The organism is Cryptosporangium minutisporangium, from assembly GCF_039536245.1.
GTDB classification, from domain to species: Bacteria; Actinomycetota; Actinomycetes; order Mycobacteriales; family Cryptosporangiaceae; genus Cryptosporangium; species Cryptosporangium minutisporangium.
The window spans coordinates 269696-291626 of the sequence record NZ_BAAAYN010000017.1 but is presented as its reverse complement, the minus strand read 5'-3'; the positions used below and the strand labels follow the sequence as shown (position 1 = coordinate 291626).

General features: G+C 72.2%; 21 protein-coding genes. 15 read left to right on the top strand and 6 right to left on the bottom strand.

What is annotated here, in order from left to right; genetic code table 11:
* The first annotated feature begins 26 nt into the window (after window positions 1-26).
* The 9 genes from folE to ABEB28_RS13085 all read left to right on the top strand — a co-directional run bounded on the left by folE (window position 27) and on the right by ABEB28_RS13085 (window position 7478).
* Complete coding sequence (gene folE / locus ABEB28_RS13125; RefSeq protein ID WP_345728635.1) at window positions 27-638, top strand: GTP cyclohydrolase I FolE; 612 nt, start codon at window positions 27-29, stop codon at window positions 636-638.
* A gap of 86 nt (window positions 639-724) precedes the next feature.
* A complete protein-coding gene (gene folP / locus ABEB28_RS13120; RefSeq protein WP_446684879.1) occupies window positions 725-1525 on the top strand; it encodes a dihydropteroate synthase in 801 nt (266 codons plus the stop codon).
* Window positions 1522-1884, top strand: a complete 363-nt coding sequence (gene folB / locus ABEB28_RS13115) for a dihydroneopterin aldolase (protein ID WP_345728326.1) — start codon at window positions 1522-1524, stop codon at window positions 1882-1884. Before folP ends, folB begins: the two co-directional genes overlap by 4 nt.
* On the top strand, window positions 1881-2405 hold the full coding sequence (gene folK, locus ABEB28_RS13110) for a 2-amino-4-hydroxy-6-hydroxymethyldihydropteridine diphosphokinase (protein WP_345728325.1): 525 nt from the start codon (window positions 1881-1883) through the stop codon (window positions 2403-2405). Before folB ends, folK begins: the two co-directional genes overlap by 4 nt.
* Before the next feature lie 6 nt (window positions 2406-2411).
* Window positions 2412-2924 carry a DUF3180 domain-containing protein gene (locus tag ABEB28_RS13105; protein WP_345728324.1) on the top strand — a complete coding sequence of 171 codons (513 nt, stop codon included), beginning with the start codon at window positions 2412-2414 and terminating at the stop codon, window positions 2922-2924.
* Window positions 2921-3205: a hypothetical protein gene (locus tag ABEB28_RS13100; RefSeq protein WP_345728323.1), complete on the top strand. Its 285-nt coding sequence runs from the start codon at window positions 2921-2923 to the stop codon at window positions 3203-3205. Before ABEB28_RS13105 ends, ABEB28_RS13100 begins: the two co-directional genes overlap by 4 nt.
* An 84-nt stretch (window positions 3206-3289) precedes the next feature.
* Entirely contained in the window at window positions 3290-4477 is a 1188-nt protein-coding gene (locus tag ABEB28_RS13095) for an ABC transporter permease (RefSeq protein ID WP_345728322.1), read from the top strand.
* Between the two features lie 118 nt (window positions 4478-4595).
* Window positions 4596-5408: an ATP-binding cassette domain-containing protein gene (locus tag ABEB28_RS13090; protein ID WP_345728321.1), complete on the top strand. Its 813-nt coding sequence runs from the start codon at window positions 4596-4598 to the stop codon at window positions 5406-5408.
* Window positions 5409-5834: 426 nt separating this feature from the next.
* Window positions 5835-7478 carry a hypothetical protein gene (locus tag ABEB28_RS13085; protein ID WP_345728320.1) on the top strand — a complete coding sequence of 548 codons (1644 nt, stop codon included), beginning with the start codon at window positions 5835-5837 and terminating at the stop codon, window positions 7476-7478.
* Window position 7479: 1 nt separating this feature from the next.
* Here the strand turns inward: ABEB28_RS13085 and ABEB28_RS13080 are convergent, their stop codons facing one another.
* Window positions 7480-8604, bottom strand: coding sequence for an NADH-quinone oxidoreductase subunit D (locus ABEB28_RS13080; RefSeq protein ID WP_376980340.1), 1125 nt, complete (start codon window positions 8602-8604; stop codon window positions 7480-7482).
* Window positions 8605-8724: 120 nt separating this feature from the next.
* On the opposite strand from ABEB28_RS13080, the gene ABEB28_RS13075 reads away from it, so the two are divergent.
* Both ABEB28_RS13075 and ABEB28_RS13070 read left to right on the top strand, forming a co-directional pair.
* Complete coding sequence (locus ABEB28_RS13075) at window positions 8725-9960, top strand: cytochrome P450 (RefSeq protein WP_345728318.1); 1236 nt, start codon at window positions 8725-8727, stop codon at window positions 9958-9960.
* A 406-nt stretch (window positions 9961-10366) separates the two neighbouring features.
* Window positions 10367-11758 (top strand): RidA family protein, encoded by a 1392-nt coding sequence (locus ABEB28_RS13070; protein ID WP_345728317.1) that lies wholly within the window; start codon window positions 10367-10369, stop codon window positions 11756-11758.
* A 93-nt stretch (window positions 11759-11851) separates the two neighbouring features.
* Here the strand turns inward: ABEB28_RS13070 and ABEB28_RS13065 are convergent, their stop codons facing one another.
* The 4 genes from ABEB28_RS13065 to ABEB28_RS13050 are packed head-to-tail and all read right to left on the bottom strand — an operon-like array spanning window position 11852 to window position 15783.
* Window positions 11852-12832, bottom strand: a complete 981-nt coding sequence (locus tag ABEB28_RS13065; protein WP_345728316.1) for an SAM-dependent methyltransferase — start codon at window positions 12830-12832, stop codon at window positions 11852-11854.
* Between the two features lie 11 nt (window positions 12833-12843).
* Complete coding sequence (locus ABEB28_RS13060; RefSeq protein WP_345728315.1) at window positions 12844-13827, bottom strand: ABC transporter permease; 984 nt, start codon at window positions 13825-13827, stop codon at window positions 12844-12846.
* Entirely contained in the window at window positions 13814-14797 is a 984-nt protein-coding gene (locus tag ABEB28_RS13055; RefSeq protein ID WP_345728314.1) for an ABC transporter ATP-binding protein, read from the bottom strand. Before ABEB28_RS13055 ends, ABEB28_RS13060 begins: the two co-directional genes overlap by 14 nt.
* Window positions 14794-15783: a LolA family protein gene (locus tag ABEB28_RS13050; RefSeq protein WP_376980338.1), complete on the bottom strand. Its 990-nt coding sequence runs from the start codon at window positions 15781-15783 to the stop codon at window positions 14794-14796. Before ABEB28_RS13050 ends, ABEB28_RS13055 begins: the two co-directional genes overlap by 4 nt.
* Window positions 15784-16164: 381 nt before the next feature.
* Between ABEB28_RS13050 and ABEB28_RS13045 the strand changes: the two genes are divergently transcribed.
* Together ABEB28_RS13045 and ABEB28_RS13040 are read left to right on the top strand one after the other, a co-directional pair.
* The gene (locus ABEB28_RS13045) at window positions 16165-16842 is read left to right on the top strand and encodes a response regulator transcription factor (RefSeq protein WP_345728634.1); all 678 of its coding nucleotides are present in this window, start codon (window positions 16165-16167) and stop codon (window positions 16840-16842) included.
* 28 nt (window positions 16843-16870) lie between these two features.
* On the top strand, window positions 16871-18301 hold the full coding sequence (locus ABEB28_RS13040; protein WP_345728312.1) for a sensor histidine kinase: 1431 nt from the start codon (window positions 16871-16873) through the stop codon (window positions 18299-18301).
* Window positions 18302-18423: 122 nt separating this feature from the next.
* Here ABEB28_RS13040 and ABEB28_RS13035 read toward each other — a convergent pair whose 3' ends face one another.
* Window positions 18424-19713 carry a DoxX family protein gene (locus tag ABEB28_RS13035; protein WP_345728311.1) on the bottom strand — a complete coding sequence of 430 codons (1290 nt, stop codon included), beginning with the start codon at window positions 19711-19713 and terminating at the stop codon, window positions 18424-18426.
* 241 nt (window positions 19714-19954) lie between these two features.
* Here ABEB28_RS13035 and ABEB28_RS13030 point away from each other — a divergent pair, with 241 nt between their 5' ends.
* Window positions 19955-20884, top strand: a complete 930-nt coding sequence (locus tag ABEB28_RS13030; protein WP_345728310.1) for a Rossmann-like and DUF2520 domain-containing protein — start codon at window positions 19955-19957, stop codon at window positions 20882-20884.
* A 172-nt stretch (window positions 20885-21056) separates the two neighbouring features.
* Window positions 21057-21914 (top strand): pantoate--beta-alanine ligase, encoded by an 858-nt coding sequence (panC, locus tag ABEB28_RS13025; protein ID WP_345728309.1) that lies wholly within the window; start codon window positions 21057-21059, stop codon window positions 21912-21914.
* Window positions 21915-21931: the final 17 nt, after the last annotated feature.

Sequence of the window (21931 nt, the reverse complement as noted above, 5' to 3'; positions counted from 1 at the left end):
GCACCGAAGCGGTCGCGTCGGATGCACTGACGCCCGCTGGTGAGGGGGGCACGTCGGCGGCGGACGCCGTCGACCTGCTCCGGATCCAGCGGGCGGTGCGGGAGATCCTCGCCGCGGTCGGGGAGGACCCCGACCGCGAGGGCCTGCGGGAGACGCCGGCCCGCGTGGCCAGGGCCTACGCGGAGATCTTCTCCGGGCTGCACGTCGATCCCGCGGCACTCCTCACCACGGTCTTCGAGGAGGACCACGAGGAGATCGTCCTGGTGAAGGACATCGAGCTCTACTCGACCTGTGAGCACCACCTGGTGCCGTTCCACGGCGTCGCGCACGTCGGCTACATCCCGGGCGAGGACGGCCGGATCACCGGCCTGTCCAAGCTCGCCCGGCTGGTGGAGGCGTACGCGCGGCGTCCGCAGGTGCAGGAGCGTCTGACGTCGCAGATCGCCGACACGCTGATGCAGCGGCTGGAGCCGCGGGGCGTGATCGTGGTCGTCGAGTGCGAGCACCTGTGCATGTCGATGCGGGGCATCCGCAAGCCCGGCGCCCGGACAGTGACGTCGGCCGTGCGGGGCTGGTTCCAGCGGTCCCAGGCCGCACGGGCCGAGGCGATGAGCCTGATTCTCGGACAAGGCAGGTGACCGGCCGGTCCGCAGCGAGTGGTCCCGCCACTTCGGCTCGGGCCCAGCAGGTGACCGGCCTACCCGACGTCGGGCGGTGCGTGGTGATGGGCGTCGTCAACGTGACGCCCGACTCGTTCTCCGACGGTGGGCGGTACGAAAGCCTGGACGCTGCGGTGACGCACGCCCGCGAGCTCGTCGCCGAGGGCGCCGACCTGATCGACGTCGGGGGTGAGTCGACCCGGCCGGGTGCCGAGCGGGTCGACGCCACCGTGGAGATCGCCCGGGTGGTCCCGGTGATCCGCGAGCTGGTCGCCGCGGACGTCGTCGTGAGCATCGACACGACCCGTGCGGCGGTGGCCGAGGCGGCTCTCGCGGCCGGCGCCACCGTCGTCAACGACGTCTCGGGCGGGCTGGCGGACGCGAGCATGGGTGCCGTCGTCGCGGATGCCGGCTGCCCGTGGATCCTGATGCACTGGCGTGGCCACAGCCGGGACATGCAGCAGTTGGCGCACTACGACGACGTGGTCACCGAGGTCCGGGACGAGCTGTCGGCACGGGTCGACGCGGCGGTCGCGGCCGGGGTGACGCCGGAGTCGCTGATCCTCGACCCGGGGCTGGGGTTCGCCAAGACCGGCGTCCACAACTGGGAGCTGCTGGCCCGGCTGGACGTCCTGCAGGGTCTGGGGCTGCCGGTGTTGATCGGCGCCAGCCGCAAGTCGTTCCTGGGCACACTCCTGGCCGACGCGGCAGGCAAACCGCGGCCGGTCGACGAGCGCGAGGACGCCACGCTGGCGATCACGGTGCTCGCGGCTCAGGCGGGTGCCTGGGGTGTGCGCGTGCACGAAGTTCGGCAGAGCGTCGATGCGATCGCGGTGGTGGAGGCGTACCGGAGGGCCGCAGGATGAGCGACCGGATCGTGCTGACCGGTCTGCGGGTGACCGGGTACCACGGGGTTTACGACCACGAGCGTCGGGACGGCCAGCCGTTCGTCGTCGACGTCGTGCTGGAACTCGACACGCGCAAGGCGGCGGAGACCGACGACGTCACCGACACCGTGCACTACGGCGAACTGGCCGAGCGGCTGGCGGCGGTGGTCGCGGGTGAGCCGGTGAACCTGCTGGAGAAGCTCGTCGCCCGGCTGGCCGACGTCTGCCTGGACGATCCGCGGGTGAGCGCCGCGGAGGTGACCGTGCACAAGCCGCAGGCGCCGATACCGTTGGAGTTCGCGGACGTGGCCGTGACGGTCCGGCGGGAACGCTCGTGACCAGAGCCGTGCTCTCGATCGGATCCAACCTCGGTGACCGGCTGGCAAACCTGGCCGCAGTGATCACCGCACTCCGGAGCGACGGCGCGGTGCGCGTCTCGCCCGTGTTCGAGACCGATCCCTGGGGACCGGTTCCGCAGGACGACTACTTGAACGCGATCCTGGTGGCCGACGCGCCCGACCGTGACGCCTCCGGATGGCTGTCGGCCGGCCGGGAGGCCGAGCTCGCCGCCGGCCGGGTGCGCGACGTGCGGTGGGGCCCGCGAACGCTCGATGTGGACGTAGTGCAGGTGCACAATGCGGACGGGACGCCGGTGCTCTCCGACGACCCCGAGCTGACGTTGCCGCACCCGCGCGCCCACCAGCGGGCGTTCGTCCTCGTGCCGTGGCTCGCGGTCGAGCCCGACGCGGTACTCGCCGGGCGCGGCTCGACGCGGTCAGTGCGTGAGCTCGTCGAGGCGCTGCCGGACAATGAGCGGGCCAGTGTCCGCCGCCGCGATGACTTGAGCCTGGAGAGGTGACCAGGAGTGACTCCGCCCCCCAGCCCGCCGACGCCGACCCCGCGGTTGACCCCGACCCGCCCCGGCAGCCTCGCGCTGGTGGTGCTGGTCGCGTGTGTAGCGGCCTGGGCGATGGCGAACCGGTTCTACGGTGACCTGCCGACGTTCACCTGGTTCCCGGTACTGACGCTGGCGCTGCTGGCGATCTTCGAGCTGATCGTGGCCCGCGCGACGAAGTCCCGGATCGACCGGGACGAGGGCGCCGCTCCGGTGGAGCCGCTCGCCGTCGCCCGTTTCGCCGCGTTGGCGAAGGCGTCGTCGCTCGGCGGCGCGCTGTTCGTCGGGTTGTACGCGGGCCTGCTGGTGTTCCTGCTCGGCGAGCGCGACCGGCTGGCCGCGGCCGCCGACGACCTGCCGGAGTGCACGGGCGGCCTGGTCGCGGCGATCCTGCTGGTTGCGGCCGCGCTGTGGCTGGAGCGGTCGTGCCGGATCCCGGAACCACCTGACGACGAAGATCCTGATCAAAGGACGTACCCATGAGCGATCTGGCCACCCTGGACGCGTTGTCGACGGAGGAGTTGCGCGGCCGCGCGTTCGCGAGCGCACGGAAGCGGGGCGACATCGGCTTCTTCTGGAACCTGATCGAGCGCCTGCCGAGCGCCCGCGAGACCGAGTCGAACGACGAGAGTCTCGGTTCGGTCGGCACCTCGATCGAGGAGGCTGTCGGTCTCTGGCGGCAGCTGACCGGACACGAGTACGGCGAGCAGGAGCCGATCATCCGCGCGGCGTTCATCGACTACCTGCTCAAGCACTCGGAGTGATCGCCGGGCCGCCCGGGTGTGCGCTTGGGGGCTACTGTCGGATTTCGACGGGGGTCGACGCGGGCGCGCGCCGGGAGGTCAATCGTGGACGGCAAACAGCACAGTGACGATCCGGGTATCGACGATCGGGACTCCGGGACGCTGACCCTGCCGGGCACTACGACCGGCGAGTACGAGTACCCGCCGGATTACGATCTCCGGTTCGCCGACGACACCCCGACCGAGCTGCTCGGCGGTAACACGCCGCCGTACGGAGTGCCGACGCTTCCGCCCGAGGAGCCGCCGCCCCCGGTGCCGCCGACGTTCGCCGAGCCGGTGTCCGAGCCTCCGGTCCGGGACCGGCTCTGGCCGCATCTGGCCTGGGAAGTCGTCCTGGCCGCGGCCTGTGTCACCGAGGTGCTTCTCGTCCTCGCGCAGGACGACCAGATCTTCCGTGGCGACGCCGGCCCGGCCGTCCTGCTCTGGATCGCCACCGCCGTCCTCCTGGGCAGCGCGGCGGCGCTCTCGCTCCGAGCCGGCATGCCGAACATCGCGATCGGAGCGATCGCGATCGCGGCGGGGGCGGACTACGCCTGGCTGGTCGGGGCCGAGGGCCATCCGTTCGGTAACGCGCTGGCGATGGCGCTCGCCGGGGGAGCGCTGGCTGGCCTGGTGATCGCGCTGTTCAGCACCTTGTTCGGCGTCCCGAGCTGGGCCGTGAGCCTGGGTATCGCCGGGTTGTTGTCCGGATTGGTGCCTGCACTGGCCGGCAGCGCCGCGCGTCCGGTCGGCGGTGAGACGCCGGACGTCCACGTGGCGGCGGAGTGGTGGCTCGCCGGTGCCGCCGGCATCTCGGTGGTGGGCGGGCTGCTGCTCGCCGTTCCGGCGTTCCGGCGTTTCGTCGGTCGCTCGCGTCCGACCGGTGACCCGGCCAAGCGGGTGGGATTCGTCGCCTCGATCGCGGCGGCAGGTGCGCTCGCCGGATCAGGTGCGCTCGCGGCGGCCGCCGGCCTGCTGGACACCGCGAACCGCGGCTCCAGCGCCGCCGGGTACGCGGGCATGGCCGAGCTGGCGATGGTGGGCTTCAGCGTCGCGCTGCTCGGCGGGGTGAGCGCTCACGGGCGACGGGGTGGGGTCTTCGGTGTCGTCCTCGCTGCCGTCCTGCTCGGACTGATCCGGCTGCACCTCGACCTGGTCGGGGCGGATCGGTGGGTCGGTGCGGTGATCTCCGGGGCGGCGATTCTGGTGGGGCTGGCGGTCACCCGCCTGATGGAGCGTCTAGGACGCCGCTGAGTCGTCGCGTCCGCTGCCCGTTATGTCCCTGCCTGGTTGCCGGAACATGTCTTGCAGATGGTGTGACGGTTACCACATACTCGGCTGCTGACGGATCGACGCTCCCGAGGAGACAGGGATGGCTTTGATGTCCTCGGACCAGGCCGTGCCGACCGCTACCGGTACCCGGCCGACCGGCTCGGATACTCGCTTACCGGTGCTGCGGCTGGCGAACGTCCGGACTCGGCTGGGCACCACGGTCGCCTTGAGCACCCTCTCGTTGAGCGTCGAGTCCGGACAGGTGGTCGGCGTCGTCGGGCCGGACGGCGTCGGCAAGTCCACGTTGTTCAACACGGTCTGCGGCTTCGTGCGGCCGGAGGCGGGCGAGATCACCTGGCGTGGGGCTGCCTTACGTCCGCGCCCGCACCGTCTGACCACCATGGGTGTGGCCCGGACGCTGCAGGGCGTCGGTCTCTACGGGGGCCTGACCGTCCTCGAGAACGTTCTGGTCGGTTCGCCGGGGGTGCCTCGGGTCCCGGCCGTTCCCGCCGGACGTCAGGCGGGGATCGGTGTTGCGCTGTTCGGCGCGACCCGCTTCCGGGTGCAGGGCCCGGCGCTCCGGGAGCTGGCGAGGGATCACCTGTCCCGGCTGGGAGCGGCTGAGTACGCCGATGCGGACCTGGCCGCCGTCCCGGCGTCGCTGCACGGCCGGGTGGTGCTCGCTCGGGCGCTGCTGGCCGGTCCGGAACTACTCCTACTGGACGATCCGGCGGTCGGCATGGGCGCGGCCACGGCGGCGGCGCTGGCCGGCCTGGTACGCGATCTGCCCAGCGGGTCGCCGAACGCTGTCCTGCTCGCGACGGCCGATTTCGAGTTCGCCCAGCGCGCCTGCGACCAGGTCCTGCAGCTCGACGGCGAGCCTTCGGACGCAGCAGGTGGCCACGGTCACTAAATTCGGCGCGATCCCGGATTTTCCGCCTCGATCACCAGATAGTTAACTGCCGTAAGGAATATCAGATTCACCCTTAGTGAGATTTTCGGTCATCGCTGGCCCGGCGTGGTGCGAGTGTCGGGTTACCGTGGCGTTGTGGATCCGCAGAGTGCACGGTCGGTGGAGGTGGACGAGCCGACTACGGATAGTGTTGAACCGTCCACCGACGTACGAAAACCGGGCGAACCGTCTGGTGTGGACGCGAACGCATCCGACAAGACGGGCGATATGCCCGCAGGCGAGGCTTCTGGATCGCCCAGAACGCGGACACCGGGTGAGCGACTCGCTAACCTCGATCGCATGCCGCCGCCTCATCTACCGCCCCCGGAGCGCGGGGGGAGCGAAAGCGCACCGACTACGAATGACTTCCGGCGTCACGTCGGCAAGTTGTTCTGGGTCGGCGTCGCCATCGCACCGATCGCGGCACTGCTCCTGGTGCTCGGAAACGGCGTCGGGCCCCTGCGGGCAGCCGCTGTGCTCGCCGTGTTCTCCGTCGTCATCATCGGCCTGAGCGTTGTCCTGCGGGACGACGCCGCGATGGTCAAGGACGACGTCGAGGACCAGCTCCGCACCGAGGTCGACCGGCTCCGTGCGGACATCGACTCGCTTCGTCGTGGTGTGGAGGTCTCGGTCCACCGCGAACTCGAGCGTGTTCACCGTGAGCTGGAGGCCACCCGTCGCGACAGCGTCCTGCGCGCCGAGTCCACGCGGCTCAACCGCTTAACCGGTGCGTTACCGGCCGCGGAGGACGACTACCCGGTCGACGGCCGCTACCGGGGCAACGATTCGCGCAGCCGCGCCGAGCGGCGCGCGATCACAGCACGCGAAGAGGCCACGAGCGTCAACCTTCCGTCGCCCGACCCCGGCTACGACTGGTTCGGCGGTACCGAGGAGGAGAACGCCGACGGCCGCGGCGGTGCTCCCGGAGCTCCCGGTGCCGCCCGGCAGGAGCCGATCCGCTACCAGGCCGGCACGTACGGCAGCGCCCGTACCCCGGGTGACCCGGCAGCGCCGGAGGCACCCGCCGGTAACCGGCCGCGTCGCCCGGCGGCCGGTGCCCCGGTGCCCGGCGGCAAGCCGACCGGCACCGAGTACGGTCGCCGCCGCGCCGACGTGGACGACGTGGGCGACCCGGCCAACCAGGGCCATCCCGGCGGTCGCCGCCAGACGTACCAGGCCGGCACCTACGCGCCGGGCTCCTCCGCCTCGCCAGCGTCCTACGACCCGGAAGTCGAGGACACCTCCGGGCGGCGACGCAGCGGGCGCCGTCGGGCCCCCGAGGACGACCAGGCGCCCTCGTACGAGTTGATCGACTACGACGACGCCCCGCCGGTCTACACGCCGCAGCGGCTGGACGCGGGCGTCTACGGGTCGCGCACGACGGCGGACGGTGCCGACGCTGCGGAGAAGCGCCCCGAGGGTGCCCCCGGTGAGGCCGGCACGATCGACTACAGCGAGTTCTGGGCACGGTCGGGGTCGCCGTCGGCGCCGCAGCCCGCCGCGGAGCCCGAGAGCCGCCGCGACGGCGAACTCAGCTCGGCGAGCGAGTGGTCGTCCTGGCGCGAGACCAGCAACAGCTGGGACACCGGGTCGCAGCGCTACGACCGCGACGACCCACATGTGATCACCGGCGCGATCACCGGCGACGTTTTCGACGTCCCCTACACGGTCGGCGGGCGATCGCTCTCGGAGCCCGCGTTCGGCGCCGAGCCGGGCTTCGGGTCCGGCAACGGGTTCGCGGCCGGCGACAGTTTCGGCTCGGGGAACGGCTTCGGTTCGCAGCGCTGGGACGAGCTGCCGGACGTCCCGCCCGCACCGACCTGGCCCCCGGCGTCCGAACACCGGGGCAGCTCGTCGGCCGACCAGGCGTCCGCCGAGTTCGAGCTGCCCAGCCTGGAGCACCTACCCCCGGCCGGCGGGAACGCCGCCCCGGACGAGTCGAGCGGCTCCGGCGGACGCCACGCGCGGCACGCCTCCGCCGACGACGACCGTGGCCCCCATCAGCCCTGGGAGCGCAGCCGCTCCTGGTAGCTCACTTGTCGATGTCGCCGACGACGAAGAACATCGAGCCGAGGATCGCCACCAGGTCCGGCAGCAGCGTGCCGGGCAAGAGCGTGGCCAGCGCCTGCACGTTCGAGTACGACGCGGTCCGCAGCTTCAGCCGCCACGGCGTCTTCTCGCCGCGCGACACCAGGTAGTAGCCGTTGATGCCGAGCGGGTTCTCGGTCCACGCGTAGGTGTGGCCCTCCGGCGCGCGCACGACCTTCGGTAGGCGGACGTTCACCGGCCCGCCTACGGTGGCCAGGCGGTCCAGGCAGGCGTCCGCCAGGTTGAGCGAGACGTGCACCTGGTCGAGCAGCACTTCGAAGCGTGCGTGGCAGTCGCCCGCAGTGCGGGTGACGACCTCCAGCACGTCGCTCAGTTCCCCGTACGCCAGGTACTCGTCGTCCCGGCGCAGGTCGAGGTCGAGCCCGGACGCGCGGGCGACCGGTCCGCTCACCCCATAGGCGGCGGCGACGTCCGGGTCGAGGACACCGATGCCGACCGTGCGCGCGAGGAAGATGTCGTTCGTCCGGATGATCTGTTCCAGGTCGGCCATCCGGCGCCGGACGTCGGCCACCGCCAGCCGTACCCGGTTCGTCCACCCGGCCGGCACTTCCTCTTTGACGCCGCCGACGCGGTTGAACATGTAGTGCATCCGGCCGCCGGAGGCCTCTTCCATCACCGCCTGGAGCGTCTCGCGCTCGCGGAAGGCGTAGAACATCGGCGTGATCGCGCCGATCTCCAGCGGGTAGGAACCCAGGAACATCAGGTGGTTCAGGACGCGGTTGAGCTCGGCGAGCAGCGTCCGGAGCCAGGTGGCCCGCTCCGGTACCTCGATGCCCATCATCCGTTCGACGGCCAGTGCGACGCCCAGCTCGTTGGAGAACGCCGAGAGCCAGTCGTGCCGGTTGGCCAGCATGATGATCTGGCGGTAGTCGCGCACCTCGAACAGTTTCTCGGCGCCGCGGTGCATGTAGCCGACGATCGGCTCGGCCGAGATGACCTGCTCACCGTCCACCACCAGGCGCAACCGCAGCACGCCGTGCGTCGAGGGATGTTGCGGACCGATGTTCAGCACCATGTCAGCGGTGGCGAGACGGTCGTCGGTGACCATGTCCGCGCCGCTACCCAGGCCGACGGTGAGCTCCACCCGCTCATCGTTCCACGATGCGGGCCGAGCCATGTTTCAAAGGCCAGCAGACCGAACCGATGAAACATGGCTTAGCGTGGTCGAATGACCGGATCACTAGCTCCCGCTCCCGCGTTCGACCCGCAGTCGCCGGAGTTCGTGGCCTGGCCCTACGACGTCTACGCCGATCTGCGCGCCAACGCGCCGATCTGGCGCTACGAGCGCACCGGGCAGTGGGTGTTCTCCCGGCACGCAGACGTCGACGCGCTGCTCCGAGATCGTCGGCTCGGCCGGTCCTACCTGCACGTCGCGTCGCACGAGGAGATGGGGCACCAGCCGCCGGCGGACCACCTCGAACCGTTCTGGACGCTGAACAACAACGGGATGCTGGACCGGGAGCCACCGGACCACACCCGGCTCCGTCGGCTGGTCTCGAAGGCGTTCACGCCGCGGACGGTCGAGCGGTTGACGCCGCGCATCCGGGAGTTCGCCGACGGGCTGGTCTCCGATCTGCTCGACGCGGGCTCCCAGGGCTCGCCGGTGGACCTGATCGCGACCGTCGCCGAGCCGCTGCCGGTCGCGGTGATCGCCGAGATGCTGGGTATCCCGGACTCCGACCGGCACCTGCTGCGGCCCTGGTCGGCCGACATCTGTGGGATGTACGAGCTGAAGCCGTCGGCCGAAGCGCAGGCCAAGGCGGTGCGCGCCAGCGTCGAGTTCACCGAGTACCTCGTCGGACTCGCCGCCGAGCGGCGGGCGAACCCGGGTGACGACCTGATCAGCGCACTCGCGTCGGTGGCCGACGCGGGTGACCAGCTGACCGACGGTGAACTGGTCGGGACCTGCGTGCTGCTGCTCAACGCCGGGCACGAGGCGACCGTGAACGTCACCGGCAACGGCTGGTGGGCGCTGTTCCGCAACCCGTCGGAGCTGGCGCGGCTGCGCGCGGGCGAGGTCGGGTACGGCACCGCGATCGAAGAGCTGATGCGGTGGGACACCCCGCTCCAGTTGTTCGAGCGGTGGGCGCTGGAAGACATCGAGGTGCACGGCGTCCGCATCCCGCGCGGCGAAGAGGTCGCGCTGCTGTTCGGCTCCGCGAACCGCGACTCGACCGTCTTCCCGGACGCCGAGCGCCTCGACCTGGGACGCTCACCCAATCCGCACATCTCCTTCGGTGCGGGCATCCACTACTGCTTGGGCGCGCCGCTGGCCCGCATCGAGCTGGCCACGTCGTTCGAGACGATGATCCGCCGGGTGCCAGGGCTGGCGTTGGCCGAGACGCCGCGCTGGAAATCCGGATACGTCATCCGCGGGTTGGAAACTCTGCAGGTCACGGTGTGATGCGGCGTCCGCGCAGTCGAGTCACGGTGCGGTCAAGGCACGGGTGCGCATCGTCCGATCCAGCCACGTCCGACGTCGGGGCATCGTAGGGTGGCAGCCAACTCGGTTTGCCCCGGTGCCGCTTCGGAGCGGAAGATGTGCCACCGGACTCCAGCCCGGTCACGCCGTCGTGGGCCCGCGGCTGCGCAGACGGGTCAGGTAAAGGTGACAACGCTGGGACGGTTGTGGCGTGAGCTTCGGAGTGACTGACGATCTGGGTCAGAGCGGTCGGCACCGAGCGCGCGACCTCCAGCCCCTTCACCCCCGCCACGGCCACCCCGACGAGGAATGGTCCGCTTCCGAGCGTCACCGGCGGCGGAGCTGGGACGATGCGCCGTCGCGAGAGGCCGGTCGACGTCCGGATCCGTTGACCGATCCGCTCGGGGCCCTGGACCCCGCGATCGACGAGCGTCCGGAGCGTTCCGACCGCCGTGAGCGGCGGAACCCGGGGACGGAAGAGGAGTTCTCGCCGGGCCGTTCGCTGGTGCGGCGGGACGACCCGGCGCGGGTCGCGGCTCGGGCCGGGCGGGCCGGTCGCGACGAGGGCCACGATCGGCCGCACCGCCGCCCCGACGACGAGCCAGCCGCGCGGCGGTTCCCTCAGCAGCGGCGGCCGGAACCGATCGAAGAGGACGGGTACCGCGGCCGGGTGCTGCCCCGCCGCGGCGACGCCGGCGACCGTCCGCGCGGCATCGCGGACACCGGTGACCGGCCGCAACGGCTCGACCCGGCGGAGCGCCCGCGGGGGGTCGCGGACACCGGGGACCCCCCGCCGCGGCTCGACCCGGCCGCGCGTCCGCGGCGGATACCGGAGACGGGGGACGTCCTGCGCGGGGTCGATCCGGCGGAGCGATCCCGCGGCATGGTTGACACCGGGGACCGGCCGCGACGGGCCGACACCGGAGACCGGCCGCGGCGGCCCGACCCGGCCGACCGGGCACGCGGGGTGGCGGACACCGGGGACCGGCCGCGGCGGATGCCGCCGGAGACCGGAGACGTGCTGCTGCGCGGCGTCGACCCCGCAGAGCGCCCGCGAGGCGTTGCGGACACCGGTGACCGGCCGCGTGGAGTGGCGGACACCGGAGATCGGCCGCGCGCGGCGCGGGCCTCGGTGCCGGTGTCCGGGCGGGCGGTCGTCGCCGACCCGGCTCGGCGGCCGGCGCCCGAGGCCGGTGCCCGCCCGGAGGCCCCGGGACGGCTGGACGGACCTGGGCGGCACGAGGCGACCGGACGGCTCGAGGCGACCGGACGGCTCGAGGTGACCGGACGGCCGGACGGCCGGGGTGAGCGGTCGGATCCGCCCGGACGGGTGCACCGGAGCGGCGCGCGCCCGGCCAATCGTCCGGTCGGCGGCGAACCGGAGTTCGTCCGCCGGGTGAACCCGTACGAGTTGCCCGACCCGCGGGGTTACTCGCACGCGACCGTAGCGACCGGGCAGCTGGTCTTGCTCGCCGGTCAGACCGGCGTCGACCGGGACGGACGCATCGTCGACGGTGACCTCGTGGGCCAGTTCGACCGGGCCCTCCAGAACCTGCTGACCGCTCTCGTGGCCGCCGGTGGCTCCCCGGAGCACCTGGTCGGTGTCGCGGTGCAGGTGACCTCGATCGAGGAGTACCAGGCGAGCTCGCGTGCGATCGGCCGCGTCTGGCGGGCCCGCCTCGGTGGATTGATGCCCGCTCTGACGCTCAGCGAAGTCCGCCGCTTCTGGGACCCGGAGGCCGCCGTCCAAATCACCGCCCAGGCCGCCCTCCCTCTCTAGTGGGCGGCCCGCTGAGGACGACGCTGACAGGCGACCAGTTATACGAGGCGGCCTCGCGCTCAACTGCCAGCGCCGCCCTCGGCGCGCTCAACGTCAGGGCAGAACGTCTTTGACGTTCTTGAGTTGGACGGGTTGGAAGAGCCAGTAGAACGACCCCAGACCGGTGGGGGACGTGATCTCGGCGGCGCGGGTGGCGGTGCTCAAGGCGCGTAGGTACCCGGCGGGATCGGTGCTCGCCAGCTTCCTGGGGGGCAGCCGCCCGGAGACTCCCAGCTCCCGCAGCACCTCCCGCTGGCGGCGCACGACGGCGCCGCTCGCGGGAACGGCCGCGGCGACCGCGTCCACCGCGACGTGTGCGGTCAGGTCGCAGCTGCCGTCCGGCACCGGCGGTACCTGCCGACCGTCCCGGTACCCGGTCAGCGAGCCGCCGGTCGGCCGCGACGCCGCGTCGTGCCCGTAATCGACGGCCACCGCCAGCCCGCGCCGCACCCGCCCCACCGCCGACGCCCATGCAGCGTCGCGCGGAGCGCCGATCTCCGCCCGGTCGCCCGGAGACGTCAGCGGCCACCAGCGTGCCACCCACGCCGCGTCGTCGCCGGAGAGCGGCGGCCCGAGCGTCTCGGCGCCGGAGGTGGGATCCACCAGCACCAGCCGGTCCACCCCGTCCGCGTCCCGGCACGCCACGTCGAGCGGCACGTTGTCCAGCCATTCGTTCGCCACCAGCAGGCCGGTGACCGGCGGGAACTCGTCGACCCAGGCGACGTCGGGCACCAACCCCGACGGGCGGGGACCGCGCTCCACGGCGGTCAGCCGCAGGCGCCGCGCCAGGGTCGCCGGAACGGACAGGGACGACAGCAACTCCCCGCCGCCGGCTCCGACGTCCACCAGATCGATCGGGTCCGGATGGCCCAGCGCGGTGTCCACCCGGTCGAGCAACGCGCCGATCGCGTCCGCGAACAGGTCCGCAGCCGCATGCACGGACGTGCGGAAATGGAAGGCCGGGCGGGTGGAGAGGTAAAACCCGCTCGGCCCGTACAACGCGTCCTGAGCGGCTTGCCGCCATGGAACCAGCACGGACGCGAACCCTACGAGGTGACGTCCTTGGAGCCGAACCGCGCCCACGCGGCGGAGCCGAACACCAGCGTGTACACGGCGGCACTCGCCAGACCCGAGACCAGCGGTCCGTAGCTGATCGGGTCGCGCAGCAGCTCGCCGAACGTCGTCCAGTAATGCGTCAGCAAGTACGGGTGGATCGCGGACAACTGCGGCACCGCGTCGATGATCTCGCAGGTCACCGCGGTCGCCACGACGGCGATCGTGGCGCCGATCGGCTGCTCGGTGAGCGTCGAGACGAACATGCCGACGGCGACGAGCGCGACCAGGCAGGCGGTCAGGTACAGGCACACCAACGCCAGCCGACCCATCGCGGTGCCGAAGCCGACCTGCGCACCGGAGAGCAGCGCGGCCGGGCCGGCGCCGAACAGCAGCACGCCGATCGCGGCGCCGACCGCCGCGATCAGCGCGACCCCGACGAACGTGTAGGTCACCACGGCGGCGAACTTCACCAGCAGCAAGCGGGTCCGGCTCACCGGCACGGTCAGGAGGTACCGCAGCGTACCGAGGCTCGCCTCGCCGGCGATCGAGTCCGCGGCGATCGCGGAGACCGCCAGTGGCAGGAACAGCGGCAGCGACACGGTGAGCGCGGTCAGCGCGACGAACAGTCCGTTGCCGTTCACCAGCGCGAGGAACGCCGGTGCGTCCGCGCCGCGCGTCGGCCCCGACCACCAGACCGCGATCGCGATCACGACCGGGACGGCCGCGAGCATGCCCAGGGCGGCCAGGTTGCGGCGACGCCCGAACATCAACCGCAGCTCGGAACGGTACAACCGGCCGATCGGATACCCACCGCGAAAGCGGCTGGCCTTCTCCGGCACGGTGGCCATCGTGCCGGGCACGCTCGAGCGCCGCGCGGGCAACGGCACAAAATCCGGCCCCGCCCTCCCACCCTTGAGCGGTATGAAAGCGCCGGGAACCAGCGTGTACGAGGCGTTCCGGTTAGCCGCTGACATCGAAGCCCTCCCCCGTGAGATCGACGAAGACCTCTTCGAGGTCGGGCACAGCGACCCGGAATCCCTGCACCGGCACGCCGTCGTAGACCAGCGCGGCCACGACCCGGTCGGAGGGCAGGTCGCCGAGCGCGGCGCTCACCCGCCGTCCGTCGGCCAGAACGTCGCAGAGCGCCAACCGGCACAGCGTCGCCACCGCGTCCGCCGGGCGGTCGGTCTCGATCTCGACGCGCGGCTCGGTGGCGGACCGCAGTTCGGCGAGCGGTGCCTGTGCGACCAAGCGTCCGACGTGCATGACGCCGACGTGCGTGCAGATCTGTTCGACCTCGGCGAGCAGGTGCGTGGAGAGCAGGACGGTGGAGCCGGACGCCGCCAGCTCGGCGACGAGCGTCCGCACCTCACGGGTGCCCTGGGGGTCCAGGCCGTTCGTCGGCTCGTCGAGGATCAGCAATTCACGGGGGCGCAGCAGGGCAGCGGCGAGCCCGAGGCGCTGCCGCATTCCCAGCGAGTAGGCCCGGTAGCGCTTCTTGCCGGCGGGGGTGAGGCCGACTCGGTCCAGCGCTGCTCCGATCCGCTCCGCGGAGGTCGCCGGGTCGGCGGTGCGGTCGACGGCGTCCAGACGCCGGAGGTTGTCGAGCCCGGACAGGTGCGGGTAGAACGCCGGGCCCTCGACCAGCGCGCCGACCCGGGGCAGAACCGCCGCGGCGTCCTCCGGCATCCGGCCGTCGAGCAGCCGGTGGGTGCCTGCGGTCGGCTGCACCAGCCCCAGCAGCATCCGGATCGTCGTCGTCTTCCCGGACCCGTTCGGGCCCAGGAACCCGTAGACCGAACCGGTCGGCACCGCGAGGTCGATCCCGTCGACCGCCAGCTGGCCGCCTCGGAACCGCTTGGTCAACCCCGCGGTGGCGACCGCAAGCGCGTCTTCTTCGGTCTGTTCGGATTGCGGGCGACGCTCGACCGCGGGCGCCGTCATCGCGCTGCCGCCGCGTAGAGGCGCTCCGGATCGACGGCGCCGAACACGAGCCGGCCGTCGTCGGTGAGCAGCGCGGAGATCAAGTCGGATTCGAGCAGTCGGCCGCTACCCCAGGAGCCGCTGACTTTCGGTAGCGCGTCGACCATCGAGCGCGTCGCACCGGACGTCTGCACCCCGGTCACGATCGCGACTTGGGTCCAGCCGGATCCGACGACCGAGACGCGGTCGGTGAGGTCCGGCTGCTTGCCGTCGGCGGGGGCCTCGTTCACGGTCGCGCCGGCGGGCGGAGTGAACTCGAACTGAGCCGGGTCCGGCGTCGCGAACGAGACCTGGGTGAAGCCGACTTCGAACGCCGGGCTGTTGCTGCCGCGGGCGTAGACGCGGACCCGGAGCGGCATCTTCTTCTCGGCGTCGATCGCGAGCCGGACCTGCCCGATCCGCGTCTGTGCGTCCTTGGGCTTCAGTACCAGCTCGTAGGCGGCTCGCCCGGCGACCTTCGCGGTGCCGTCGGTGGTGACCTCGGTGGTCGGCGAGAGCGCGGCCAGGGCCTTGTCGGCGGCGTCCTGCGGGGTCGTGGGCATCGGGGAGGACGGCTTCGGGCGGACCGGCCGCAGATCCTCGGCGGTGAGCCGGGTGTGCGTGGCGGTGTTCTCCTCGCTCGACCACGTCCACACGTCGTTGCCGTTCCGGACGACGTCCGACTCGCCGAACGGGCCGAGCAGCGCGACCCGCTGCCGGTCCTCACCGCCGTACCAGACGCGCAGCGTGTGGACGCCGGTCAGCATCGACGTGAACCTAGAGTCGCTCCGGCCGCCGCCGGAGAAGTCCGGCAGCCCCAACTCCGACCGCTGCACCACGGTCCCGGACAGCGCGTGGGGGACGGCGGTCTGCAGGTCGACCAGCAGCTCCGCAGCGGTGCGCGGTGGCAGCGAGGGTGCGGCGTCGGCGGTCAGCATCCGGCTGACGCCGCCGATGGTCAGCGCCATGATCAGGACGGCAGCGGGAACTGCCCACCGCAAGGCGGGTCGGCGAACCAGCAGCGGCCGGCGCGCGGACGCGAACGGGTCGGCCGCGAGGGCGGTCCAGCTGGACCCGGAGGAGAGTTCCTCCGGGCGCTCTGGCGGTGGTGCCCCGGAATCCTGCGGAGACAAGGCGAACACCTCCCGGTGGGCAGCGGTACAAGCCGATGCTGCTCGGTGCATGCTGAGACCGGGCTGAGACCGAACTCTTTCGACCGGCCGCTGCTGGGGACGCTTGCCCTCGGAGCAGGTCGGAGGTCGAAAGGGTTCACGGAAGTCCTCAGCCTCTTCTCAGTGGCGGTGCCGGAGGCTGACCCGGCCGCCATTCGGGGCAACGAAGGGGAGCACGTGCGGGTACTGGTCGTCGAGGACGAGGTGCGGCTGGCTGCGGCGCTCCGGCGCGGTCTGCAGTCCGAGGGGTTCGTCGTCGACGTCGCGCACGACGGCCTGGACGGTCTGGAGCGCACGCGCCAGAACGAGTACGACGCGGTGGTGCTCGACGTCATGCTGCCCAAGCTCTCCGGCTACCGGGTCGTCCAGGCGCTGCGCGCCGAGCGCAACTGGGTGCCGGTGCTGATGCTGTCGGCGAAGGACGGCGAGTACGACCAGGCCGACGGGTTGGACGCCGGCGCCGACGACTACCTCACCAAGCCGTTCTCCTACGTGGTGCTGGTAGCCAGGCTGCGGGCGTTGCTCCGCCGGGGTGCGCCGGAGCGTCCGGTGGCGTTGACCGCCGGTGACCTGGTGCTTGACCCGGCCTCCAAGCGGGTGACCCGCGGCGAGGCCGAGATCTCGCTGACCGCCCGCGAGTTCGCGCTGCTGGAGTACCTGATGCGCCACGCCGGTGAGGTCGTGAGCAAGGTCGAGCTGCTCGAACACGTCTGGGACCTCTACGACACGGGCGAGGCCAACGTCGTCGAGGTGTACGTCGGCTACCTGCGGCGCAAGATCGACCAGCCGTTCGGCCGCCGGGCGGTGACGACGGTGCGCGGGGCCGGTTACCGGCTGGAACCGGACGGCGGATGAGCGTGAAGACCGGGTCGGGGCGTCGGGGATGAGCCTCGGGACCGCGGTGCGGTTGCCGGTGCGGGCCTGGCGGAGGGCTCGGCTGCGGACCCGGCTCGTCGCGCTGGCAGCCGCGGCGGTGGTGCTCGCGCTGGTGCTGAGCGTGGTGGTGCTGGTCGTCGTCCTGCGGACGACGCTCGAACGCGCACTGGACGTGACTGCGCTGCAGACCGCTCAGGACGTCGCGGCGCAGGAGGACGCCGGCGCGTTGCCCGAGTTGATCCCGGCTGGCGGAACCACGGTCATCCAGGTGATCGACGAGAACGGTCAGGTACTGGCGGCGACCGGCGGCGCGGATCGACTCAAGTCGATGCTGCCGGTGGACGAGCTGGTCGAGGTCGAGCGCGAGGGCACCCGGTACGAGCCCGGCCACTCGTTCGGGGTGGACGGGGTCGTCCGGGTGGCCGCGGTGTCCGCCGGGACGGAGTCCGACCCGAAGACCGTGCTGGTGGCGGTGCCGGCGACCGAGGTGCACGAGTCGGTGCGGGTGGTGCGGGTCGTGGTGCTGGGCGGATATGCCCTCCTGCTGATCGTCCTCGTGGTGCTGGCCTGGCGGATGGTCGGGGCCGCGCTGCACCCGGTGGAGGCACTTCGCCGCGGCGCGGAGATGATCACGGCCGGCCGGCCCGCGTCGGGGGATGCCGACCGGCTGCCGGTGCCGCGGGCGCAGGACGAGATCTACCGGCTCGCGATCACGCTCAACAGCATGCTGGCCCGATTGGACGCGGCGCGCGCACGGCAGCGAGCGTTCGTCGCGGACGCCGCCCACGAGTTGCGTAGCCCGCTGGCGAGCCTGCGGACGCAGATCGAGGTGGCGGAGGTGACGTCGGTTCCGGCGGACCCAGCCGACCTGCTCGCCGACGTCGAGCGGCTGACGCGTCTCGTCAACGACCTGCTGTTGCTCGCGCGGATGGACGACGGGCCGGCACAGCGCCGCCCGGCCGAGCCGGTGGAGTTGGCGGTCGTCGCGGACGCGGTGGCAGGCCGGTCGACCGGCACGCGGGTGCCGGTGGTGCGGGCCGACCGTCCGGGCGCGGCGTCCGCGGTCGTCGAGGGGGACGAGGACGCGTTGACCAGGGTCGTCACGAACCTGGTGGAGAACGCGGTGCGCTATGCGGAGGCGCGGGTCGAGGTGCGGTTGGGGTCGGACGGGGACCAGGCTCGGCTGGAGGTCATCGACGACGGTCCGGGGATCCCCGCCGAGGACCGGGAACGGGTGTTCGCGCGCTTCACCCGGACCAGCCATGCGCGCGACCGGGACAGCGGCGGGGCGGGTTTGGGGCTGGCGATCGCTCGGGAGGTCGTGCGCCGCCACGGCGGGTCGATCGTGCTGAGTGACGCGGAGCCGCACGGCCTGGTGGCGAGCGTCCACCTGCCGCTCTCCCGCCCACCGGAGGCCGCCGAAGACGACGAAAGATGACGCCTTGAGTGGAGTTCCGGCTCGGGCCGGCGGGGGTCGTCCAGCACGGCGGAAAGATGACGCCTTGATGATCCAACTCGGGCCGGAGTTGGACCATCAAGGCGTCATGGGTGGGTCGCTCCCTAGATCAGGTGAGCGCCGAGGCTTGCGAGCATCGCGAGCAGGGCGATGCCTGCCGCCGCGCACTGCACGGCGGCGCCGTTGAAGAACGGGATGCGGGCGTCGGCCGCGTATCGTCCCGGGCCGGTGAGCAACAGCCCCAGTGCGGCCCCGGTCAGGATCAGCGGCAGCTCGATGCCGCCGTGGCTGGCGAAGAAGCCGTTGCCGAGGTTGACCGCCACCATCGCGTTGACCGTCACGCCGATGATGCCCCCGGCCGCGAGCGGCGTGAGCAGGCCGATCGCGAGCAGCAAGCCACCGAACAGCTCGCCGACCACTGCAGCCAGCGCGAACAGGATTCCGGGCTGGTAGCCCAGCGTGGAGAAACCCTCGGCGGTCGCTGCGAGCCCGTCTCCGCCGAACAACCCGAACGCCTTCTGAGCGCCGTGCGCCGCCATCGTCAGGCCGACGACGAGCCGCAGCACCAGCAGGCCCGCGTCGGCGACTGCGGCCGGCGTCTCGACCACGAGCAGCGTGCTGAGCGAGTTCCAGTCGTGCGGTGCCGCGTGCCGGGGACCGGCCCAGATGGTCCGGTTGGTGGAGGGCGGTGCGGCGTAGCTCAGGTCGAACGGTCCGGTGGTGCGAGGCGGCGTCCCGGGAGGAGCGGCGTGTCCGGCGCGTCCCAGGTGTTCGGCGTTCTCCGGTGCTTCGGCGACGGGCGGCGGCATGGTCGGCGGTGTCATCCCCGGCATCCCCGCGGCCGCTGCGTCGCCGGCCGGACCCGGGACCGGTGTCGGTGCCGGTGGTGACGCCGGGACAGCGGCCGGTGGCGTCGTCGGGATGATCGGGCGGCCGAGGACCGGCGTGAACGGCTCCGGCGCCGCGGACGCCACCGGGGCGGGCGTCGCGGCGACCGGCGGCGGCGCTTCGACGGTCGTCGCGGCGGCCGGGGCCGGAGTCGGCGGGGCCGGTGGCGCTGTCGCCGCCTGGACTGGCGCTTCGCCCTGCGGTGGTGCGGCTGCGTGCGGTGGCGCGTCATCCTCCGCGGGCGCTGCTTCCGGGGCGGCCGGAGGCATCACGCTCGTCGGCGCAGCGACCACCGCACTCCACAGCGCGTCGAGTATCGACCGGTCCTCGAACACCGAGTGCTGTTCGTGGTTGGCCGCGCGTCGACCGTGCCGACGGGCCGTCGCGCCGTGGCCCCCGCGCCGCTCCTCCGTCTGTTCTCGCTGCTCGGCAGCGAGCTCCGGCGGTTGCTGGTCCGGTGGTACGGACGCGGCGGTGTGGCGGGGCACAGTCTTGGCGCGAGCCATGCAGCCTCCTCTGGTCACCTTCATCCCATTAATAGATGAATACACCGATTCCGGCAAGTGGTGTAATTCGGATGGCCGATCGATGGCAAAGGTTGACAGTGTTAGTTCGGATTACATGCGTGTAGGTCGGACGGGTCGCCCCTCCGGTAGTCACGCTGTGACACGTCTGACACGCTCTACCTCGCGCGTCCACGCACGCGCATACTTGCCGCGACCGGTACCCGCGCCCGAGGACTGGATCATGGACCACGCGCACGACTCCTCGCCGGAACGGTCGTCCCCGACCGACCGGCCCGGACGACTCTCCATCGGCCTGGTCGGCACCGGCCGTGCCGGATCGGTGCTCGCGTCGGCGCTCGCCCGGGCCGGGCACCGGATCGTCGCGCTCTCCGCGGTGAGCAGCGCATCGCTCGATCGTGCGACCCGCCGACTGCCCGGCACGCCGATCGTCCCGCCGGACGCCGTGGTCGCCGCCGCGGACCTGGCCCTCCTCGCCGTCCCGGACGACGCCCTGGAACCGTTGATCACCGGGCTCGCCGAGGTCGGTGCTTTCCGGCCGGGCCAGTTGGTCGTCCACATCTCCGGTGCCCACGGGCTCGGCGTCCTCGAACCGGCCACCCGAGCCGGGGCACTGCCGCTCGCGCTGCACCCGATCATGACGTTCAGCGGTCGGGACGAGGACGACAGCCGGCTGGCCGGCGTCCACTGGGGTGTCACCACCGTGCCGGAGCTGCGTCCGGTCGGGGAGGCGCTGGTGCTGGAGATGGGCGGCGAGCCGATCTGGGTCGAGGACACCCAGCGGCCGCTCTACCACGCCGCGCTGGTGGTGGCCGCGAATCACCTGGTCACGTTGATCAACGACGCGGTCGACCTACTGCGCGCGGCCGGCGTCGAGCAGCCCGGTCTGGCGCTGGCGCCGCTGGCCGGGGCGGCGCTGGACAACGCTCTCCGGTCGGGGGACGCCGCCCTCACCGGTCCGGTGTCCCGCGGAGACGCCGGAACCGTCGCCGGCCATCTCGCGGCCCTGCGCGGACGTCAGCCGAGCGCGGTCGCCGGTTACCTGGCCATGGCCCGCCGCACGGCCGACCGAGCGATCGCGGCCGGCCGCCTCGACCCCGCGGCGGCCGAGGGCCTACTGGACGTCCTGGGTAGCCGCACCTCGGCAACGTGATCAACTGGGTAGTTGAAGCGCCGCTAGGCGCGCGTACTTCCAACGGCGGTGGAGCCCGCCCAGGACGAGGCTGGCGTCCGCGCAAGGCCGCCTCTACCTTGCTGTGGTCTCGAGGCCTTGCGCGCGGCCGTCAGGCTCGCCCCTGGGCGGGCCGTGCACAAAGGAGGTCAGGATGGGTGGGGTACAGGCGCCTGCGGTGGTCACCGACCGCGAGTCGCTCGCCCGTGCGCGCGAGCGTGCTGACGGCCCGGTCGCGGTCGTGATGACGATGGGCGCGCTGCACGAGGGTCACGCCGCCCTGCTGCGCCAGGCGCGGGCGCGCGCGGCGACCGTGATCGCCACGATCTTCGTCAACCCGCTCCAGTTCGGGCCCAACGAGGACTTCGACCGGTACCCCCGGACGCTCGAGGGCGACCTGGCGATCTGTGCCCGCGAGGACGTCGACGTCGTGTTCGCTCCGACGCCGAAGGTCATGTACCCGAACGGGCAGCCCAACACGAGGGTCAACCCGGGGCCGCTCGGCGAAATCCTCGAGGGTGCCAGCCGTCCGGGCTTCTTCCACGGCGTGCTGACGGTCGTCCTGAAGCTGATCAACCTGACCCGGCCGGACGTCGTCTTCTTCGGGGAGAAGGACTACCAGCAGGTCGCGCTGGTCCGGCAAATGGTCCGCGATCTCGACCTGGACATCGAGGTGGTGGGCGTCCCGACCGTGCGGGAGCCGGACGGCCTGGCGCTCTCCAGCCGGAACCGGTACCTGTCCGAGCCCGAGCGGACGATCGCGCTCGCGCTCGCAGCTGCGCTGCGCGCCGGCGCGGAGGCCGGGCCGAACGGCGCGGACGCTGTCGAGACCGCTGCCCGCACGCTGCTGGCCGACACCGCCGGCCTGGAGCTGGACTACGCGGTGGTCACCGCGCCGGACTTGGGACCGGCTCCGGAGAGCGGCCCGGCGCGGCTGCTGCTCGCCGCCAAGGTGGGGACGACCCGGCTGATCGACAACGGCCCCGTCGTGCTCGGGGGTGCCGCGCGATGAGTGCGGTCCCGACTGTG

What these genes read in the sequence shown, in the direction of transcription:
- folP (WP_446684879.1), top strand. Translation starts at nt 725, where the DNA reads ATGGGCGTCGTCAACGTGACGCCCGACTCGTTCTCCGACGGTGGGCGG.
- folB (WP_345728326.1), top strand. Translation starts at nt 1,522, where the DNA reads ATGAGCGACCGGATCGTGCTGACCGGTCTGCGGGTGACCGGGTACCAC.
- ABEB28_RS13100 (WP_345728323.1), top strand. Translation starts at nt 2,921, where the DNA reads ATGAGCGATCTGGCCACCCTGGACGCGTTGTCGACGGAGGAGTTGCGC.
- ABEB28_RS13090 (WP_345728321.1), top strand. Translation starts at nt 4,596, where the DNA reads ATGGCTTTGATGTCCTCGGACCAGGCCGTGCCGACCGCTACCGGTACC.
- ABEB28_RS13080 (WP_376980340.1), bottom strand. Translation starts at nt 8,604, where the DNA reads ATGGTCACCGACGACCGTCTCGCCACCGCTGACATGGTGCTGAACATC.
- ABEB28_RS13075 (WP_345728318.1), top strand. Translation starts at nt 8,725, where the DNA reads ATGACCGGATCACTAGCTCCCGCTCCCGCGTTCGACCCGCAGTCGCCG.
- ABEB28_RS13060 (WP_345728315.1), bottom strand. Translation starts at nt 13,827, where the DNA reads ATGTCAGCGGCTAACCGGAACGCCTCGTACACGCTGGTTCCCGGCGCT.
- ABEB28_RS13055 (WP_345728314.1), bottom strand. Translation starts at nt 14,797, where the DNA reads ATGACGGCGCCCGCGGTCGAGCGTCGCCCGCAATCCGAACAGACCGAA.
- ABEB28_RS13050 (WP_376980338.1), bottom strand. Translation starts at nt 15,783, where the DNA reads ATGGCGCTGACCATCGGCGGCGTCAGCCGGATGCTGACCGCCGACGCC.
- ABEB28_RS13040 (WP_345728312.1), top strand. Translation starts at nt 16,871, where the DNA reads ATGAGCCTCGGGACCGCGGTGCGGTTGCCGGTGCGGGCCTGGCGGAGG.
- ABEB28_RS13035 (WP_345728311.1), bottom strand. Translation starts at nt 19,713, where the DNA reads ATGGCTCGCGCCAAGACTGTGCCCCGCCACACCGCCGCGTCCGTACCA.
- ABEB28_RS13030 (WP_345728310.1), top strand. Translation starts at nt 19,955, where the DNA reads ATGGACCACGCGCACGACTCCTCGCCGGAACGGTCGTCCCCGACCGAC.
- panC (WP_345728309.1), top strand. Translation starts at nt 21,057, where the DNA reads ATGGGTGGGGTACAGGCGCCTGCGGTGGTCACCGACCGCGAGTCGCTC.